Source organism: Streptomyces sp. NPDC005262 (assembly GCF_042872425.1).
Lineage (GTDB): Bacteria > Actinomycetota > Actinomycetes > Streptomycetales > Streptomycetaceae > Streptomyces.
This window is the reverse complement of record NZ_JBIAKK010000002.1, coordinates 114070-130977: the sequence shown is the minus strand read 5'-3', so window position 1 is coordinate 130977 and position 16908 is coordinate 114070. Positions and strand designations below refer to the sequence as shown.

Here is a 16908-nt window from a genome sequence, read left to right as displayed (position 1 = left end):
GCTCAGAGGGCGAGCTTGAAACCTTCGTGGCTGCGGTCGAAGCCCAGCGACTCGTAGAACCGGTGCGCGTCGGCGCGCCGCTTGCTGCTGGTCAGCTGCACCAGCGCGCATCCGCGCAGCCGGGCCCGGTCGACGGCCTGCTTCATCAGCTCCCGCCCCAGCCCGCCGCCCCGCCGGTCGGCCCTGATCCGTACCGCCTCGATCAGCGCCCGCTCCTCGCCGCGCTTCCCGAGCCCCGGTATGTACGTGGCCTGCAGGCAGCCCAGCACGGTGTCGCCGTCCACCAGCACAAGCATCTCGTTGCGCGGATCGCTCTCGATGTCGGCGAAGGCTTTCTCGTACGCCTCGTCTACCACGACCGAGGCCGGGTCGACGACCCGGTTCTCGTCCATGAGGAGCGCGAGGACGGCGGGCAGGTCGGCGCGGATGGCGGTGCGAAGGATCACGCCTCGGAGTCTGGCACGGGCACCTGCGCGCTCAGCAGCCGGATACGGTGCGGCCGCACGGCCGGCCGCCGCCCGTGAAACCGGTGGTTGACCTCGAGTGTGCTTGACGTATCAGGGTGGTCGTCAGCGGAGCACCGCAGGGGTGCCCCGGTGAGGAGGGCCGTCATGAGCGTGCAGTTCGAGTCCCGTCCCGATGTCGCCCGGGGCGATGTGGGCCTCGTCAAGGCCAGTACCTGGGACGTCGGCACCCGCGCGCGGCAGCGGCAGGCGGTCGAGGCCATCCGTGAGGCATGGGGCATCCGGGACTGGCCGCACCCGGGGCTGCTCTCGTACACCGTGCACGCCGGGGACGACGGGAAGACGCTGTTCCACTACTCGCAGTGGAGCGGTGAGGGCGCATATCAGGAGTTCCTCGCGAGCGGACGGGACGCGCGCAACGCCGACATCGATGCCTCCGTGCCCGGGATACGCCGGCTCGGACTGCACACGTACGAGCTCTACCGCTCCACGGCGCCGAGCGACGGCGACGCCCGTGAGCCCGGATGCGTCGTGATCGTCGACGTCGAGTTCGACGGGCCGGACAAGGCGCGTCAACGGGACTGGGTGGACACCGTGTTCGAGGCGCTCGGTACGGATCCGGCGCCCGCGCCCGGCGGTATCTCCGGGCACTTCCATGTGAGCGTCGACGGGACCCGCGCACTCAACTACGCGGAATGGGCGAGTGCGCAGGCGCACATCGACGCGATCGCCGCTCCCGGCGACGGCGTCGGGTCGAAGACACCGCAGTGGGAGCGGGTGCAGTCGTACCCGGGGGTGAGCGGCGGCGGTGTGCACCGCTACTCGCCCGCGCTCAGTCTGCGGGCGGCCGGTTAAGGCGAGGACCGGGGACCACGAGCGCGAGCGCGGCGCCTGCGGGCCGGCGGTGGTCCGGGCGGACGAAGCGGGATGCGGCACGGGCTCCGGGGAGCACGGGCGGCGGACGAGAGGGTGTCCGAACGCGTCGATTCCCGCACCGTGCACGGCAGTTGTCGAGGTCGGACGGGTGCGCGGTCGCTGTCCCTCATGGAGGCCGAGTGGCAGGGGCGAAATGCGTCTACGCTTGGTCGGCCTGGGACCACCGCCCCCTGCGGGTCGGTCCGAGCCCGCACCCCCGTACGTCCGAGGAGAACCACCTGATGTCCGCAGAGCGCCCCACCCTGCCACCGGTACGGCTGCACTCCGAGGCGGAGCTGGCACGGGACGCGCTCGCCGCGCCGCTGCTCGCCCGGGCCGTCCGGCTCGCCCGCTGGGCAGGACCCGGGACCCGGGTCGGCGCGGGCGGCGAGCTCGTCGAGGCGCAGCTGCCCGCCGCGGCCGAGCACCTCGGGCTGGCGGCGGACGAGGACGGTGCCGCGGAGGCCAGTGAGGCGTGGCGGCTCGCGGTCGACACCGGGCTCCTCGACGTCCACGACCCGGAGGGGGACGACGCCGGAGACGATGCCGAGGGGACCGTCAGCGCGGGCGAGAACCTGGGGCTGCTGACCGGCGGCTCCCCGCAGGACGTCCTCGCCATCTGGCTCGACGGCCTGGAAGCCGTGCACGCCGACGCCACCGCACCCGTCTTCGACGACTTCGCCGATCTCGTCGGTGAGGACGGCTCGATCGACTTCGACTCCCTGGACTGGGACCCGGAGGCGGAAGCCGAGTTCCTCGACGGCGTGCTCGGCAACCTGTATCTGCTCACGGTCGGCGACGGCAGCGAGGGCGAGGCGCCCGTACCGCTGCCCGCGCTCGCCGCGTCGATGATCGTGCCCGACGAGATGAGCGAGCCCACCGACGACATCCTGGAACAGGTGTCGGAGGCGATGATGCGCCTCGACGACCAGTTCCGGCTTCTCGAACCGATCGGGATCGTCGCCTACCGGCCGGTGGACGAGACGCTGCTCGTCGAGGAGGACGAGGAGGCCCAGCCGCCCGCCGACGACGAGGACGTCAGCCGGTACGGCATGGTGCGACTGACCCCCCTCGGCCTGTACGGCATCCGGGCCCGGATGCGGGAGGCCGGCATCGACGCCCCGGCTGTCGGCGATCTCGTGGACGCGAGCGCGGACACGCTCCTCGGCGGCATCGCGTACTACCCGGAGGCGGCGGCGCGCAGCGAGGTCGAGCAGTGGCTCGCCCGCCGCGGCGCGGACGGGGCCGCGGGCGAACTGCTGGACGCGGCACGCGGTGCGGACCAGCAGGCCCCACTGCGCAGGCTGCACTGTCAGCAGGCGCTCGCCCTGGTCGGCGCGGAGGCGGAGCCCGCGGTCCGTGCGGTGCTCGACGACGCGGAGCTGGGCGGCCTCGCCCGGGTCTGGCTCGCCGAGCGCGGCGCGGCCGACGTACCCCCGCCGCCGGAGTCGATGATCTTCTGGCTCGCCATCGACACGATCGCCGCCCAACTGGAGGCGGAAGGCGATCTGGACGAGCTCCAGGAGCTGGTCGAGGGTCTCTCCGGCCAGCACAGCGGTTTCTTCGACGAGGCGTGGCGGGTGGCGCACCCGGCGACGGCGGACGTCCTGGAGGCGATGGGGCAGCTGCACAGCGACAAGAAGAAGGCGAAGGAAGCGCGGAAGGCGGCGTTCAAGGCACGGTCGCGTTCGGGCGGTTGAGCGGGGCGGCCGGGCGCCGGGCCGGCAGGCCGGGCAGTCGAGTGGCGGCCGGCGGGCCGGGCAGTCGAGCGGCGGACGGCGGTAGGGACTCTGTGAAGGTTCACAGAAAGGATGCCGCTCGAAGACGCCCTCAGTTCAACTGGTGTTCGTGCAGGGGCGGGAGCGTGAGGCCGCAAACACCCGTCCCAGCAGCTCCAGGAGTTCGTGATGCCCTTCACGCGCAGGGAATTCACCAAGCAGTCCGCCCTCACCGGCGCGGGTATCGCCCTGACCGGTACCGTCGCCGCTCTGGCCACCGCGCCTGGTGCCCTCGCCGCGCAGGAGTCCGGCCACGGCCAAGACGACCACCACGGTCATGACCACGGAGACCACAGCGACGAGCCCGGCTACGGGCCGCTGGTCTCCGACCCGAAGGGCATACTCGCGCTGCCCGCCGGATTCTCGTACCGCATCGTCACCCACAGCGGTGTCACCAAGCTGGAATCCGGCGAGTACACCCCCTCCAACCACGACGGCACGGCCGCCTTCGAGGGCCCGCGTGGCGTCACCCTGCTCGTCAACAACCACGAGCTGAGCGGCACCCGGGCCGGCTGGGAGCACCCCGTCCCGCTCGCCGAGGGCCTCGTCTACGACCCGATCGCCGCCGGTGGCTGCACCGTCGTCGAGACCCGCCGCGACGGTCGCACCGCCGAGTGGGTCGGCATCGCCGGCACGTCCACCAACTGTGCCGGTGGCGCCACCCCGTGGGGCACCTGGCTCACCTGCGAGGAGACCGAGGACAAGGCCGGCAAGAACGGTCTGCTCAAGGACCACGGCTACGTCTTCGAGGTCGACCCGTACGACGAGCGCGCCAACCGCGACCCGCGTCCGATCAAGGCGTTCGGCCGGTACGCCCACGAAGCTGTGGTCATCGACCCCAAGCTCGGCCACGCCTACCTGACCGAGGACGCGGCCGGCCCGAACGGGCTGCTCTACCGCTGGGTTCCGCCGCACGGCTTCAAGCACGGCCGTGGCAAGCTGCGCATGCTCGCCGACGGCGCCGGTGTCCTCCAGGCCACCAAGTGCTTCGACAAGAGCGGCAAGTTCGTCGACGACCTGTCCCGCGCCACGAAGATCGGCACGGTGTACGGCGTGGACTGGGTCGACGTCGTCGACCGCGACGCCAAGACCGTCTCCGTGCGCAAGCAGTTCGGCGACCAGGACGTCACCCGCGCCCGCAAGCTCGAAGGCATGTGGTGGGGTGACGGCGGCGTCTACATCGTCTCCTCGTTCGCCCGCGCGGAGAGCCCCGTCCAGCACGACGGCCAGGTCTGGTTCTACGACCCGAAGCGCCGCACGCTGACGCTGAAGGTGCTCCTCGGCGTGAACGCCGACCCGTCGAAGGACGGCGCCTTCGACGGCCCGGACAACATCACCGTCTCGCCGTACGGCGGTCTGGTCATCGCCGAGGACGGCGAGGGCGTCCAGCACCTCTTCGGGGCGACGGAGAGCGGCCGCACGTACCCGATCGCGCGCAACGACCTGAACGCGGGCACGGCCGAGGAGCCGGAGTACAGCGAGTTCACCGGCGTCACCTTCTCGCCCGACGGGAAGACGCTGTTCGCCAACATCCAGACGCCCGGCATCATGCTCGCCATCACCGGCCCGTGGAAGCGCCAGCCGAACCGGCACTGACGCACCGTCCGGACGCGCGGAAAACCCGTCGCGCGTCCGGAGGCCGGTCTTCTAAGGTCCTGTCTGTGCCCAGGTGCGCAGGCAGGACCTACTTCCACTCTTAATGGGGATGTCGCGGGTTCGAGTCCCGCCACCGGCTTTCGAGCCGGTGTAGCTCAGGGGGTAGAGCACCTTCGTCGGTTCCGCCGACTGTGATCTCTGGGCACGTACAGCTTCAAGAAATTGCACGCACCTCCCGGTGCGCAGGCGACGGCTACTTCTTCGAAACAAGTTCCGCCGTCGCCGACCTTGATCTCGGGAGGCACAGCATCGGGTGCCCCGTGCGCAGGTGACGGATACTTCTCGGATCTGACGGTTGCGGGTTCAAGTCCCGCCCGGTCGCGGCCGGTAGCTCAATGGACAGAGCATCGGACAAGCCCGTCGCCGACTCCTGATCTCGGGCATCCATGCGCTGTGTCTTCCCCCAACGAATTCGGGGGAATTCGGCATGGCACGCTTCAACACCCGTACCACCAAGGCGAATGCGGTATCGCCCGTGAAGTCGACCGGGCGCACCGCACCCACCCACCAGGGTGGCCGTGGACATCTCCGGGACAACCGTTCCGAACTTTTCCTTCTTTCCGTCGCCAATTTCGTCTCGCAGCAGACCTACTACGAGAATGCCGAGCAGCGCGACAGTCGGTTCGCCACGCTGGTACGCATCCTTGCGGTGGGCGACCCCGACTGGACCGCCGGACTGCTGGGATGGCTGCGCCGCGACGGCGGGATGCGGACCGCGGCGATCGTCGGTGCCGCCGAGTACGTGAAGGCCCGGCTCGACGCGGGGGCCGAGGACGGGCCGTCCAACCGGCAGGTCGTCGACTCCGTCCTGCTGCGCGCCGACGAGCCCGGTGAACTGCTGGGGTACTGGACCTCGCAGTACGGCCGAACCGTGCCCAAGCCCGTCAAGCGCGGAATCGCCGACGCCGTACGCCGCCTCTACGACGGCAGGTCGCTGCTGAAGTACGACACCGCGTCCAAGGGCTACCGCTTCGGCGACATCCTGAACCTGGTGCATGCGGCGCCCGACCCGGAGAAGGCATGGCAGGGCGAGCTGTTCCGCTATGCCCTCGACCGCCGGCATCACCCGGACGCGGCGGTGCCGCCCGCCTCGAACCGCACCCTCACCGCCCACCGGGCGCTGATGGAGCTGCCGGTCGAGGACCGGCGGGCCGTGATCATCGCGCCCGACGGGGCGGAACGGCTGGCCGCGGCGGGCATGACCTGGGAGGCCCTCGCGGGCTGGCTGCAGGGACCGATGGACGCCGCGGCATGGGAGGCGGTCGTTCCGTCGATGGGGGCGATGGCGCTCGTCCGCAATCTGCGGAACTTCGACGAGGCAGGCGTCTCGGACGAGGTCGCCGCGCAGGTGGCGGCGAGGATCTCCGACCCGGCTGTGGTCGCCGCATCGCGGCAGTTCCCGTTCCGCTACCTCGCGGCGTACCGGCACGCTCCGTCGCTGCGCTGGGCGTACCCGCTGGAGCAGGCGCTCGGCCACTCCCTCGCGAATGTTCCGGCGCTGCGGGGGCGGACGCTGATCCTGGTCGACCGCTCTGGCTCGATGTGGTCGCCGCTCTCGGACCGTTCGCAGCTGAACCGGGCCGACGCCGCCGCGGTCTTCGGTGCGGCGCTCGCCCTGCGGGCCGCCGATGCCGATCTGGTGGAATTCGGCACGAACAGCGCACCTGTGGCTTTTCGCAGGGGTGAGTCCGTGCTGAAGATCCTGGACCGGTTCGGTGATCTCGGTGGCACCAACACCGCGGAGGCGGTCCGCCGGCACTACCGCGGCCACGACCGGGTGCTGATCGTCACGGACGAGCAGGCGTCGTTCACGTACTACGGGGACGCCACCGAGGCCGTCCCGGCAAATGTGCCGGTGTACACCTGGAATCTGGCCGGATACCGGGTCGGGCACGCCCCGTCCGGAAGCGAGAACCGCCACACCTTCGGGGGTCTTTCGGACGCCGCATTCCGCATGGTGCCCCTGCTGGAGGCGGGGCGGGACGCCCACTGGCCCTGGAATCGCTGATTACGAATACGGCATCAGTGGGCCCTCAGGAGCGGTCGGGCATGGCGTCGGGCGTCCCGGAGGCGCATACTCAACGTAATGAAACAGTCAGCCGGATCCCGGCGTCACCTGCCTTCCAGTCCCTTCAACCGCCCGGCCCAGGCGGCCCCACCGGTCGAATGCTTCGATGTGGGCGACAGGGTGTCGCATGACCAGTTCGGACTCGGTCGAGTCCTCGCTGTCGAGGGCGACAACGACGCAGTGCTCATCGACTTCTCGGGGCGACAGGGGAGGATCCTGAGCCCGTACTCCAAGCTGACCAAGCTCTGAGAGGGACGACGAGCGTACGAGGCGTCCGTCCCGCACCCCCTTCCGGGGCACCTGCAGATCCAGCAGGTGCCCCGGAAGCCATTTAGGAGGCGGGCTCCGGGCGTGGGCGCAGCGACCTTCTACAGCGCCTGGGCGGCGGGCTTGACCATGCCGCGGACCGTGCGCGACTTGACGAAGTCACCCATCGCCGTCATCTCCCACTCGCCGGAGAACTGCTTGATCAGCTTCGCCATCATCACGCCGGTCTGCGGCTCGGCGCCGGTCAGGTCGAAGCGGACCAGCTCCTCGCCGGACGTCGCGTCGATCAGCCGGCAGTAGGCCTTGGCGACCTCGGTGAACTTCTGGCCGGTGAACGAGTTGACCGTGAAGACCAGCCCCGTCGCCTCCGGGGGGATCCGGCCCAGGTCCACGACGATCACCTCGTCGTCGCCCGCGCCCTCGCCCGTGAGGTTGTCGCCGGAGTGCTTGATCGCGCCGTTCAGGATGGAGAGCTTGCCGAAGTAGCAGCTGTCCAGATGGTTCCGGTTGGGGCCGTAGGCGATCACCGAGGCATCGAGGTCGATGTCCTTGCCACGGAACGCGGGTTCCCAGCCCAGACCCATCTTGACCTGCGAGAGCAGCGGGCGGCCGCCCTTGACCAGGGACACCGTCTGGTTCTTCTGGAGGTTGACCCGGCCCTTGTCGAGGTTGATCTTGCCGGAGCCGGCGGGCGCCGGAGCGGCGACGGGCGGGGCCGCGGGGGCGGCGCTCCGCGGGTCCACGGGGGCGACGGCAGGCATCGGGGGTGCGACCGGGGCGGGCGGTGCGGCGGGCTCCTCGACCGAGACGCCGAAGTCCGTGGCGATGCCCGCCAGCCCGTTGGCGTAGCCCTGGCCGACCGCTCGGGCCTTCCAGGCGCCGTTGCGCAGATAGACCTCGATGACCACGAGCGCCGTCTCGGCACCCAGACGGGGCGGGGTGAAGGTGGCGAGCACACTGCCGTTGTCCGCGTCGCGCACGGTGGCGGTGGGCTCGATGCCCTGGAAGGTCTGCCCCGCCGCGTCCGGGCTCGCCGTGACGACGATCTTCTCGATGCCGGGCGGCACCGCGGCGGTGTCCACCACGATCGCGTCCGGCGCCGTGCCGCCGCCGGAGCGGTAGGTCACGCCCGGGCCGGTGGGCTGGTTGTAGAAGATGAAGTCGTCGTCGGAACGCACCTTGCCGTCGGCGGTGAGCAGCAGGCCCGAGACGTCGAGCCGCACCGGGGCGGCGACGTCCACCGCCACGCGGGCGGTGGAGAGAGGGATGTTCGAGCCGGGGGTCATAGCGGTCATGCCCGGGGTAACGAACGACCCGGCTTTGCCGTTCCCTTACCTTCGCCGGCTTGCTCCGTACGGATCAGCGCCCGCCGTGTGCCCGGTTGCGGGGGTGGTCGCGGGCGGTGCGCTCGTTGCCGTGCTTGTACGCGCCCGTCCAGCGCGCCATGACGAGTTGGGCGTCGCCGGACACCACTTCGGCCAGGAACTTCTCCGCCCGGCCGCCGCGCAGGGTGCCCGCCGGGCGGCCGTGATGGGCGATCGTGACGCTCGCGTCGCCATGTTGCTCGTACTGGAATCCGGAAGGCTTCGGCATGGCCGTATGGTGCCCGCTCGCGCCGGACGCCGTCGCGCGATTTTCGGACTAGTACGGCCAGATCGGCGGATGGGTGACGAAGTGGCCGCCGAGGTGGGCGTGGTCCGGGTTGTCCGGGTCGAGTTCGCCCTGTTCCGCGACGAGCTTCTCCGCGTACTGCTCGGAGTCGTCCTGCGGCTCGTACCCGAGTGACCGGGCCGTGGTCAGGTCCCACCACAGGCGGGTGTTGTCGGAGGAGCCGTAGATCACCGTGTGCCCGACCTCGTCGGCGGTGAGCGCCGCGTGGAAGAGCCGGGCGCCGTCACCGGGGCTCATCCAGACCGAGAGCATCCGTACGGACGTCGGTTCCATGAAACAGGAGCCGATGCGCACGGAGACGGTCTCCAGGGAGTGCTTGTCCCAGTAGAGCTGCGCGAGATCCTCGCCGAACGACTTGGAGAGGCCGTAGAAGGTGTCGGGGCGGCGCGGAGTGCCGATCGGGATCAGCGGGTCGCCGGGGAGCGGGCGCGGGGTGTAGCCGATGGCGTGGTTGGAGGAGGCGAACACGATGCGCCGGACGCCCTCCTCGCGCGCGGCCTCGTACAGGTTGTACGTCCCCTCGATGTTGGCCCGCAGGATCTTGTCGAAGGAGGCTTCCAGAGAGATGCCCGCAAGGTGGATGATCGCGTCGACGCCGCTCACGGCCTCACGCAGCGCCTCCTTGTCGCCGAGGTCGGCCGTGATCGCGTCCGGCTCGCCCTCGATGGGGGTGACGTCGAAGAGGCGGAGCTCGTAGCCGTACGCGGGCAGCAGGCCGCGCATCAGGGTGCCGAGGCCGCCGGCGGCGCCGGTGAGCAGGACGGTGCGGGGAGCGGGCATTCGCTGATCTCCTCGGTACATACGCGCGACACATCAAATCCATGGACGACATTCACATGCATGGACAAACTAAGAAGTGAGGGTGTGGCGCGTCAAGTGGTTGGCGCCCTCGGTGCGGGAGTGCCGGCTCGGCCTCGACCCCGCGCCCGTGTCGTGCCCGTGTCGCGGGTTCTCGTCTTGACCTGCCCCGCGTGGCTGCCTTAACTTGGGGGCGTTCATGAATATGGACGTCGATCAGAATTGTGCACGCCTGAATCCGCTCAGGGAGCGCCCGTGACCTCAGCCCCCCTTGCCGCCCGACTCACCCATGTCGCCGGGCCGCTCTTCTTCCCCGTCACCGCCTACGGGCCGGACGGCGCTGTCGATCTCGATGCCTTCCGAGCGCATGTGCGCACCGGTATCGATGCCGGTGCGGCCGCCGTCTTCGCCTGCTGCGGCACGGGCGAGTTCCACGCGCTGACGCCGGAGGAGTTCCGTCTCGTCGTCGCGGCGGCGGTCGAGGAGACCGCCGGGGAGGTGCCCGTCGTCGCGGGTGCCGGGTACGGCACGGCCCTCGCGATCCGGTACGCGAAGCTCGCCGAGGAAGCGGGCGCGGACGGGCTCCTCGCCATGCCGCCGTACCTGGTCTTCGCCGACCAGGAAGGGCTGCTCGCCCACTACACGGCGCTGGCCGCGGCCACCTCTCTGGAGACGATCGTCTACCAGCGTGACAACGCCGTCTTCACCCCGGAGACCGTCGTCGCCCTGGCCCGGACGCCCGGGGTCATCGGCCTCAAGGACGGCTACGGCGACCTCGACCTGATGCAGCGCATCGTCAGCGCCGTCCGTACCGAGCTGCCCGGCCAGGACTTCCTGTACTTCAACGGGCTGCCCACCGCCGAGCTCACCGGGCTCGCCTACCGGGGCATCGGCGTCACGCTCTACTCCTCCGCCGTGTTCGCCTTCGCGCCGGACATCGCCCTCGCCTTCCACCGGGCCCTGGACTCCGGTGACGACGAGCTCGCCAACGAACTGCTCGACCACTTCTACCGGCCGCTCGTCGAGCTCCGCGCCAAGGGCCGCGGCTACGCCGTCTCGCTGGTCAAGGCCGCCGTCCGGCTGGAGGGCCACCCGGTCGGCGAGGTCCGCACCCCGCTCACCGAGCCGCCCGCCGCGCACATCGATGAACTGGCCGGGATCATCGAGCGCGGCCGCGCCGTGCTGGAGAAGTACGGACAGGCCAGGACCGCGCCCGGGAAGCCCGCAGCATGAAGGCCTCCGCCTTCCTGTACCCGTGGGACATCGTCGGGGACCCGGACGCCGCCGCCCGTGTGGCGGACCTCGGCGTCGGACAGGTGACGCTCGCCGCCGCCTACCACTCGACCCGGGCGCTGACCCCGCGTCACCCCGGCCGCAGGATCGTCACCGCCGAACACGCCGCGGTGCTGTACCCGGCGGACGCCGAGCGGTGGGCGGGGCGCGAACTGCGCCCGTACCCGCAGTCGTGGATGGCGTCGGACGATCCGTACGCCGAGGCCGCGCAGGCGCTGACGGACGCCGGTCTGGAGGTGCACAGCTGGGTGGTGCTCGCGCACAACTCCCGGCTGGGCGCCGACCATCCGGACACCTCGGTGGTCAACGCGTACGGCGACCGCTACCCGTGGGCACCCTGCATCGCACAGCCCGCGGTCCGCGCGTACCTGGTGGAGCTGGCGGGCGAGGCGGCGGTGCGCGGCGGCACGCGCGGCACTGAGCTGGAGTCCTGCGGCTGGTACGGCTTCGCGCATCTGCACGCCCACGACAAGATCGCGGGCGTCGGCCTCGGGGACGCGGCGCAGTACCTGATGTCGCTCTGCTTCTGCCCCGACTGCCGGACCGGATACGGCGAACACGGCTTGGACGCGGATGAGTTGAGCCGGGCCGTGTGCGCGGCCCTGGAACCGGTCTGGGCAGGGCCCGGTTCCTCGGAGGCCGGCTGGTCCGGCGTCGAGAAACTCCTCGGCGCCGATCTCGCCGCCGCCACCCTGGAGTTCCGCGGCCAGGTCGCCCGCACGCTCCAGGAGTCCGCGGTCGCCGCTGTGCGGGCGGCGGCCGCGGACGGCTTCCAGGTGCTGCTGCACGCCGACCCCGCCCCGTACCGCTCCGGTGCGAACGTGGGTGTCGACCCGCAGCACATCCTCTCCGTGGCCGACGGGGTGGTGCTGCCCTGCACCGGGGGTGACGCGGCGCGCGAGACGGTCCTCGGGCCCTTCGCAGGCCGGTCCGACCGGGTGGTCGCCGCCAACTTCACCGTGGTCGGTGGCATGGGCGGCAGCCCCGCCACGCTGGAGCGTGACGCCGCGCACGCGGCCTCGCTCGGCGCGAACCAACTGCGCCTGTATCACGCCGGGCTGGCTTCCGACCCGGATCTGAGGAGCGTCGCCGAAGCGCTGTCACGCCTCGGTCGATGACGGCATCGGATCGGTGGTGGCGGCCGTCGGCCGTCCCCACCGATCCGTGATCAGCAGGGCCGCGGTCAGCAGCCCCGCCGCACCGATCAGCGGCAGCAGCACCCGGATGTCCAGAACCGCGACCAGCCCCGCGCCGAGCGCCAGCGCCACCGCGTTCGGCACCATCATCAGCGAGTTGGCGGTCGCCGTCGTACGGCCCAGCACGGCGTCCGGTGTCTCCCGCTGCAGCGCGGTCATCGCGGCGATCAGCACACACGGCAGCCCTGCCCCGATCGCGGCGCTCGCGACCAGCGCCGTCGCGTCGTACGGCAGCGCGCGCACCCCCACCGCCGCTGCGAACAGCGCGATTCCGGCCGCGCTGAACACCCGCTCCGGCAGCCGCCGCAGCAACGGACCGGCCAGCAGCCCGATCGCGACGGACCCTGCGCCCTGCGCCGCGTACAGCACCCCCGCGTACGTGGGGGAGCGCCCGAGCCCGTCGTCCACGAGGGCGTAGACCGCCGCCCCGCTGAGCCCGGCACAGAGCATCGTCGCCGAGCCCGCCAGCACCAGCGGCCGCAGCACCGGCGAGCGCCACACCTGCCGGACCCCCGCGGCCAGTTCGCCGCGCCGGTCCGTGCGGACCGGCCGGGCCGGTTCGCTCACCCGCAGCAGCGCGCAGACCCCCGCGGCCAGCGCGAACGACGCCGCGTCGAGCAGCGCCACCGCGCCGCCCCCGAACCGGGCGTACAAGCCGGCGCCGGTCAGCGGCGCGAGGAGCTTCGTACCCTCGGACGCGATCATCCGGAGTCCGTTGAAGTCGCCGAGCAGCCGGACGTCGACGGTGTGAGCGACGAGCGCCGTCTCGGCCGCGTCCATCACGACGCCGCTCACCCCGTAGAGCACGAGGACGACGAAGAGGATCCAGATCCGTTCCGCCGAATCGACCGCGAGCAGCACGGTGAGCAGCCCCGTCATGGTGAGGTTCGCCCGGATCAGCAGCGGTTTGCGGTGTACCCGGTCGGCGAGTGTGCCGAGCGCGGGCCCGATCAGCGAGGGCAGCCACATGGCGAACACGGCAAGCGCCGCCAGGCTGTCCGACCCGGTCAGGGACTTGACCCAGATCCCCGCCGTGAGCCACATCGCGGACGTCCCGAACCCTGTGATGACGACCGCCGCCAGATACAGCCTGGCGTTGCGGTCCCGCAGCACCCTGCCTGCCGCCGACCCTTCCATAGCGTTCTCCGAACCCTGCTGACCCGCACGTGTGTTGTGGGACTCATGCTGGCGACTGAGGACGTATCCGGACATCGGGCAGATGCCTTACATCGAGTTGCCGAAAGTTCTTTCGTCAGAAGCGTTGACGAAACATTTGCACCGGCTCTAGCTTCAACGCGTCGTACTTCGTACGTCATATATGAGACGCGATACGCGATACGCGAGATGCGAGAGCCCTTCACTCATGACCTTTGCGCCCACCCCGATTCCGTCCCGCACCCAGTACGTGCTGGAGGCGATCAAGCACGCGATCCTCACGGCGCAGCTGAGACCGGGGCAGGCCCTCGTCGAGACCGAACTCGCCGCACAGTTCGGGGTCTCCAAGACTCCGGTGCGCGAGGCGCTCAAGACCCTTGCCGGTACCGGGCTCGTCGTGATGAGCCAGTACAAGGGCGTCACCGTGCGGCTGGTCGACGCGGCGATGGCCCGTGAGGTGTACGACGTGCGGCTGCTCCTGGAGCCGGAGGCGCTGCGTCGCTCCATCACCCGCAGGGCCTCGCTCGACGCGGCCCAGGAAGCCCTGGAGCGTGCCGACTCGGCCGGTGACAAGGCCGACCGGTCGCTGGCCAACCGGGACTTCCACCGGGCGCTCTACCTGCCCTGCGGCAACCCGCTGCTGGCCCGGATGCTCGACGAGGTCCGCGACCAGGCCGCACTCGTGTCGACGGTCGCCTGGGCGACCATCCCGTCCTGGGAGCGGGAGGCGGCCGAGCACCGGGAGATCCTGCGGCTCGCGCTCGCCGACGACGCGGACGCCGCGGCCGGCGCCCTGCACGACCACATCGCGTCGTTCGTCCGCCGCGCCTTCCCCGAGGGAGCACAGACCGAGGAGGGCGGGGCGTGAACCACCAGCACACCGACGAAAGGCCTGTCCGCATGGACCTCACACCGCTGAAGGCGGCCCTCGCAGATGTCGTGGCGATCCCGGTGACCCCGTTCGCCGCGGACGGGACCATCGACACGGCGGCTCACCGCGGACTGCTGCGGCGGCTCCTCGACGGCGGCGTCCGCATCCTCACCCCGAACGGCAACACCGGGGAGTTCTACGCGCTCACCCCCGAGGAGCGGCGCACCGTCACCGAACTGACCATCGACGAGGTGGGCGGACGCGCCACGGTCCTGGTCGGGGTCGGGCACGACGTGCCGACCGCGGTGGCCGCGGCCGAGCACGCACGCGATGCCGGCGCCGAGATGGTGATGGTCCATCAGCCCGTGCACCCGTACGTCTCTCAGGACGGCTGGGTCGACTACCACCGGACGATCGCGGAAGCCGTCCCCGGACTCGGCGTCGTGCCGTACATCCGCAACCCGCAGCTCGACGGCGAGCGTCTCGCCGCGCTCGCCGACAGCTGCCCCAATGTCATCGGTGTGAAGTACGCCGTCCCGGACGCCGCGCGGTTCGCTGCCTTCGCCCGGGACGCGGGCCTGGACCGGTTCGTCTGGATCGCCGGTCTCGCCGAGCTGTACGCCCCCGCCTACTTCTCCGCCGGGGCCACCGGCTTCACCTCCGGACTCGTCAACGTCGCCCCCGGAGTCTCGCTCGCCATGCTGGAGGCCCTGCGGGCCGGCGACCACCCGTCGGCTATGAAGGTCTGGGAGCAGATCCGCCGCTTCGAGGAGCTGCGCGCCGACCGCCAGTCCGCCAACAACGTGACGGTCGTCAAGGAGGCCCTCGCCTCGCTCGGCCTCTGCCGGCGCGACGTCCGCCCGCCCAGCCGGGTGCTGCCCGAGGAGCGGCGTGCCGAGGTCGCCGACGAGGTCGCCGGGTGGTCGATATGACGCGCGAGGACGGAAGGATCGGTTCCGAGGAGCTGCGCAGTCACCAGTGGTACGGAACGGACGGGCTGCGGTCGTTCAGCCACCGGGCGCGCACCCGCCAGCTCGGCTACCTCCCCGAGGAACACCTCGGCAAGCCGGTCATCGCGATCCTCAACACCTGGTCCGACATCAACCCGTGCCACGTCCATCTGCGGGACCGTGCGCAGGCGGTCAAGCGGGGCGTCTGGCAGGCGGGCGGCTTCCCGCTCGAATTCCCGGTCTCCACCCTCTCCGAGACGTTCCAGAAGCCGACCCCGATGCTCTACCGCAACATGCTGGCGATGGAGACGGAGGAGCTGCTGCGCTCCTACCCGGTCGACGGCGCCGTGCTGCTGGGCGGCTGCGACAAGTCGACGCCCGCGCTGCTGATGGGCGCCGCATCGGTCGACCTGCCGACCGTGTTCGTGCCGGCCGGGCCGATGCTGCCGGGGCACTGGCGCAACGAAGTGCTCGGCTCCGGCACCGACATGTGGAAGTACTGGGACGACAAGCGGGCCGGGCTCATCGGCGACTGCGAGATGGGTGAGCTGGAGAACGGGCTCGCTCGCTCGCCCGGCCACTGCATGACGATGGGCACGGCGTCCACCCTGACGGCCGCCGCCGAGGCGCTCGGTGTCACCGTGCCGGGAGCCTCGTCGATCCCGGCCGTGGACTCCGGGCACGACCGGATGGCGGCGCAGTCCGGACTCCGGATAGTCGAGCTGGTGTGGCAGCAGCGGAAGCTGTCGTCGATCCTCACCGCGGAGGCGTACGAGGACGCGGTCGCCACCGTTCTGGCGCTCGGCGGCTCCACCAACGCCGTCATCCACCTGATCGCGATGGCGGGCCGCTCGGGAGTGGAGCTCACCCTCGACGACTTCGACCGGATCGCCCGCACCGTCCCCGTGCTCGCCAATCTCCGCCCCGGCGGGAAGTATCTGATGGAGGACTTCCACTTCGCCGGCGGGCTGCCCGGGTTCCTGGCCGGGCTGACCGACGTACTGCACATGGACCGGCCCACCATCTCGTACGACACCCTCCGCGAGCAGCTCGACGGGGCGCTCGTGCACAACTCCGACGTCATCCGCGACCGCGACAACCCCCTCGCGGAGGAGGGCGGCGTGGCGGTCCTGCGCGGCAACCTCTGCCCGGACGGCGCGGTGATCAAGCACATCGCCGCCGAACCGGAACTGCTGCGGCACACCGGGCCCGCGGTCGTCTTCGAGAACTACCGGGAGATGCAGCACAGCATCAACGACCCGGCGCTGGCCCTCACGCCGGACCATGTGCTGGTGCTCCGCAACGCCGGGCCCAAGGGCGGTCCAGGGATGCCCGAGTACGGCATGCTGCCGATCCCCGACTATCTGCTCAAGCAGGGTGTCCGGGACATGGTGCGGCTCTCCGACGCCCGGATGAGCGGCACCAGTTACGGGGCGTGCGTGCTGCACATCGCGCCCGAGTCGTACGTCGGCGGTCCGCTCGCCCTCGTCCGCACCGGTGACCTGATCACCCTGGACGTCGAGGCGCGACTTCTTCATCTCGATGTGCCGGACGAGGAGTTGGCGAGGCGCCGGGCCGCGTGGACGCCGCCGCCCATCCGGTACGAGCGCGGTTACGGCGCGCTCTACCACGACCAGATCACCCAGGCGGACCAGGGCTGCGACTTCGCCTTCCTGGCCCGGCAGGGCGAGGTGCCCGACCCGTACGCGGGCTGATCGCCCACCGAGAATTCCGGCGCACCGCGCGTTCGGCAGACCGAACGGCATGCGGAAAGCGCTTGCGCAGTACACGCACCACAGGCACTCGCACCTCCAGCATTCGCATCA

General features: G+C 70.9%; 15 protein-coding genes. 10 read left to right on the top strand and 5 right to left on the bottom strand.

Going from position 1 to position 16908, the window contains the following annotated elements; translation table 11 throughout:
* Positions 1–2 precede the first annotated feature (2 nt).
* Positions 3–446, bottom strand: a complete 444-nt coding sequence (locus tag ACFYP5_RS05765) for a GNAT family N-acetyltransferase (protein ID WP_389031096.1) — start codon at positions 444–446, stop codon at positions 3–5.
* A 165-nt stretch (positions 447–611) separates the two neighbouring features.
* Between ACFYP5_RS05765 and ACFYP5_RS05760 the strand changes: the two genes are divergently transcribed.
* The 5 genes from ACFYP5_RS05760 (at position 612) to ACFYP5_RS05740 (ending at position 7130) form a co-directional block, all read left to right on the top strand.
* Positions 612–1319, top strand: coding sequence for an antibiotic biosynthesis monooxygenase (locus ACFYP5_RS05760; RefSeq protein WP_389031093.1), 708 nt, complete (start codon positions 612–614; stop codon positions 1317–1319).
* A 302-nt stretch (positions 1320–1621) separates the two neighbouring features.
* Positions 1622–3079, top strand: a complete 1458-nt coding sequence (locus ACFYP5_RS05755; protein ID WP_389031091.1) for a hypothetical protein — start codon at positions 1622–1624, stop codon at positions 3077–3079.
* Positions 3080–3286: 207 nt separating this feature from the next.
* Positions 3287–4753 carry an alkaline phosphatase PhoX gene (locus ACFYP5_RS05750; protein WP_389031088.1) on the top strand — a complete coding sequence of 489 codons (1467 nt, stop codon included), beginning with the start codon at positions 3287–3289 and terminating at the stop codon, positions 4751–4753.
* Positions 4754–5240: 487 nt separating this feature from the next.
* The gene (locus ACFYP5_RS05745; RefSeq protein WP_389031085.1) at positions 5241–6821 is read left to right on the top strand and encodes a TROVE domain-containing protein; all 1581 of its coding nucleotides are present in this window, start codon (positions 5241–5243) and stop codon (positions 6819–6821) included.
* A 78-nt stretch (positions 6822–6899) separates the two neighbouring features.
* Entirely contained in the window at positions 6900–7130 is a 231-nt protein-coding gene (locus ACFYP5_RS05740) for a hypothetical protein (RefSeq protein WP_014156926.1), read from the top strand.
* A gap of 119 nt (positions 7131–7249) precedes the next feature.
* Here the strand turns inward: ACFYP5_RS05740 and ACFYP5_RS05735 are convergent, their stop codons facing one another.
* From ACFYP5_RS05735 to ACFYP5_RS05725, 3 genes are all read right to left on the bottom strand, one after another.
* Positions 7250–8443, bottom strand: a complete 1194-nt coding sequence (locus ACFYP5_RS05735) for a TerD family protein (protein WP_389031082.1) — start codon at positions 8441–8443, stop codon at positions 7250–7252.
* A gap of 64 nt (positions 8444–8507) precedes the next feature.
* Positions 8508–8741 (bottom strand): hypothetical protein, encoded by a 234-nt coding sequence (locus ACFYP5_RS05730; protein ID WP_389031079.1) that lies wholly within the window; start codon positions 8739–8741, stop codon positions 8508–8510.
* A gap of 48 nt (positions 8742–8789) precedes the next feature.
* The gene (locus ACFYP5_RS05725; RefSeq protein WP_389031076.1) at positions 8790–9599 is read right to left on the bottom strand and encodes an NAD-dependent epimerase/dehydratase family protein; all 810 of its coding nucleotides are present in this window, start codon (positions 9597–9599) and stop codon (positions 8790–8792) included.
* Between the two features lie 273 nt (positions 9600–9872).
* Between ACFYP5_RS05725 and ACFYP5_RS05720 the strand changes: the two genes are divergently transcribed.
* A complete protein-coding gene (locus ACFYP5_RS05720) occupies positions 9873–10850 on the top strand; it encodes a 5-dehydro-4-deoxyglucarate dehydratase (RefSeq protein WP_389031073.1) in 978 nt (325 codons plus the stop codon).
* On the top strand, positions 10847–12028 hold the full coding sequence (locus tag ACFYP5_RS05715) for a hypothetical protein (protein WP_389031070.1): 1182 nt from the start codon (positions 10847–10849) through the stop codon (positions 12026–12028). Before ACFYP5_RS05720 ends, ACFYP5_RS05715 begins: the two co-directional genes overlap by 4 nt.
* On the opposite strand, the gene ACFYP5_RS05710 is transcribed toward ACFYP5_RS05715, so the two are convergent.
* On the bottom strand, positions 12011–13243 hold the full coding sequence (locus ACFYP5_RS05710; RefSeq protein WP_389031068.1) for an MFS transporter: 1233 nt from the start codon (positions 13241–13243) through the stop codon (positions 12011–12013). The genes ACFYP5_RS05715 and ACFYP5_RS05710 overlap by 18 nt on opposite strands.
* Positions 13244–13469: 226 nt before the next feature.
* Between ACFYP5_RS05710 and ACFYP5_RS05705 the strand changes: the two genes are divergently transcribed.
* From ACFYP5_RS05705 to araD, 3 genes are read left to right on the top strand one after another with little or no spacing between them, the layout of a single operon-like run.
* Positions 13470–14129, top strand: a complete 660-nt coding sequence (locus ACFYP5_RS05705) for a GntR family transcriptional regulator (RefSeq protein WP_030974630.1) — start codon at positions 13470–13472, stop codon at positions 14127–14129.
* A 32-nt stretch (positions 14130–14161) separates the two neighbouring features.
* Positions 14162–15064, top strand: a complete 903-nt coding sequence (locus ACFYP5_RS05700; protein WP_030974628.1) for a dihydrodipicolinate synthase family protein — start codon at positions 14162–14164, stop codon at positions 15062–15064.
* Positions 15061–16797 carry an L-arabinonate dehydratase gene (gene araD, locus ACFYP5_RS05695; RefSeq protein WP_389031065.1) on the top strand — a complete coding sequence of 579 codons (1737 nt, stop codon included), beginning with the start codon at positions 15061–15063 and terminating at the stop codon, positions 16795–16797. The genes ACFYP5_RS05700 and araD overlap by 4 nt, the downstream gene beginning before the upstream one ends.
* The last annotated feature ends 111 nt before the right edge of the window (positions 16798–16908 follow it).

What these genes read in the sequence shown, in the direction of transcription:
- ACFYP5_RS05750 (WP_389031088.1), top strand. Translation starts at nt 3,287, where the DNA reads ATGCCCTTCACGCGCAGGGAATTCACCAAGCAGTCCGCCCTCACCGGC.
- ACFYP5_RS05700 (WP_030974628.1), top strand. Translation starts at nt 14,162, where the DNA reads ATGGACCTCACACCGCTGAAGGCGGCCCTCGCAGATGTCGTGGCGATC.
- ACFYP5_RS05740 (WP_014156926.1), top strand. Translation starts at nt 6,900, where the DNA reads ATGAAACAGTCAGCCGGATCCCGGCGTCACCTGCCTTCCAGTCCCTTC.
- ACFYP5_RS05710 (WP_389031068.1), bottom strand. Translation starts at nt 13,243, where the DNA reads ATGGAAGGGTCGGCGGCAGGCAGGGTGCTGCGGGACCGCAACGCCAGG.
- ACFYP5_RS05715 (WP_389031070.1), top strand. Translation starts at nt 10,847, where the DNA reads ATGAAGGCCTCCGCCTTCCTGTACCCGTGGGACATCGTCGGGGACCCG.
- ACFYP5_RS05735 (WP_389031082.1), bottom strand. Translation starts at nt 8,443, where the DNA reads ATGACCGCTATGACCCCCGGCTCGAACATCCCTCTCTCCACCGCCCGC.
- araD (WP_389031065.1), top strand. Translation starts at nt 15,061, where the DNA reads ATGACGCGCGAGGACGGAAGGATCGGTTCCGAGGAGCTGCGCAGTCAC.
- ACFYP5_RS05725 (WP_389031076.1), bottom strand. Translation starts at nt 9,599, where the DNA reads ATGCCCGCTCCCCGCACCGTCCTGCTCACCGGCGCCGCCGGCGGCCTC.
- ACFYP5_RS05760 (WP_389031093.1), top strand. Translation starts at nt 612, where the DNA reads ATGAGCGTGCAGTTCGAGTCCCGTCCCGATGTCGCCCGGGGCGATGTG.
- ACFYP5_RS05730 (WP_389031079.1), bottom strand. Translation starts at nt 8,741, where the DNA reads ATGCCGAAGCCTTCCGGATTCCAGTACGAGCAACATGGCGACGCGAGC.
- ACFYP5_RS05755 (WP_389031091.1), top strand. Translation starts at nt 1,622, where the DNA reads ATGTCCGCAGAGCGCCCCACCCTGCCACCGGTACGGCTGCACTCCGAG.
- ACFYP5_RS05745 (WP_389031085.1), top strand. Translation starts at nt 5,241, where the DNA reads ATGGCACGCTTCAACACCCGTACCACCAAGGCGAATGCGGTATCGCCC.
- ACFYP5_RS05705 (WP_030974630.1), top strand. Translation starts at nt 13,470, where the DNA reads ATGACCTTTGCGCCCACCCCGATTCCGTCCCGCACCCAGTACGTGCTG.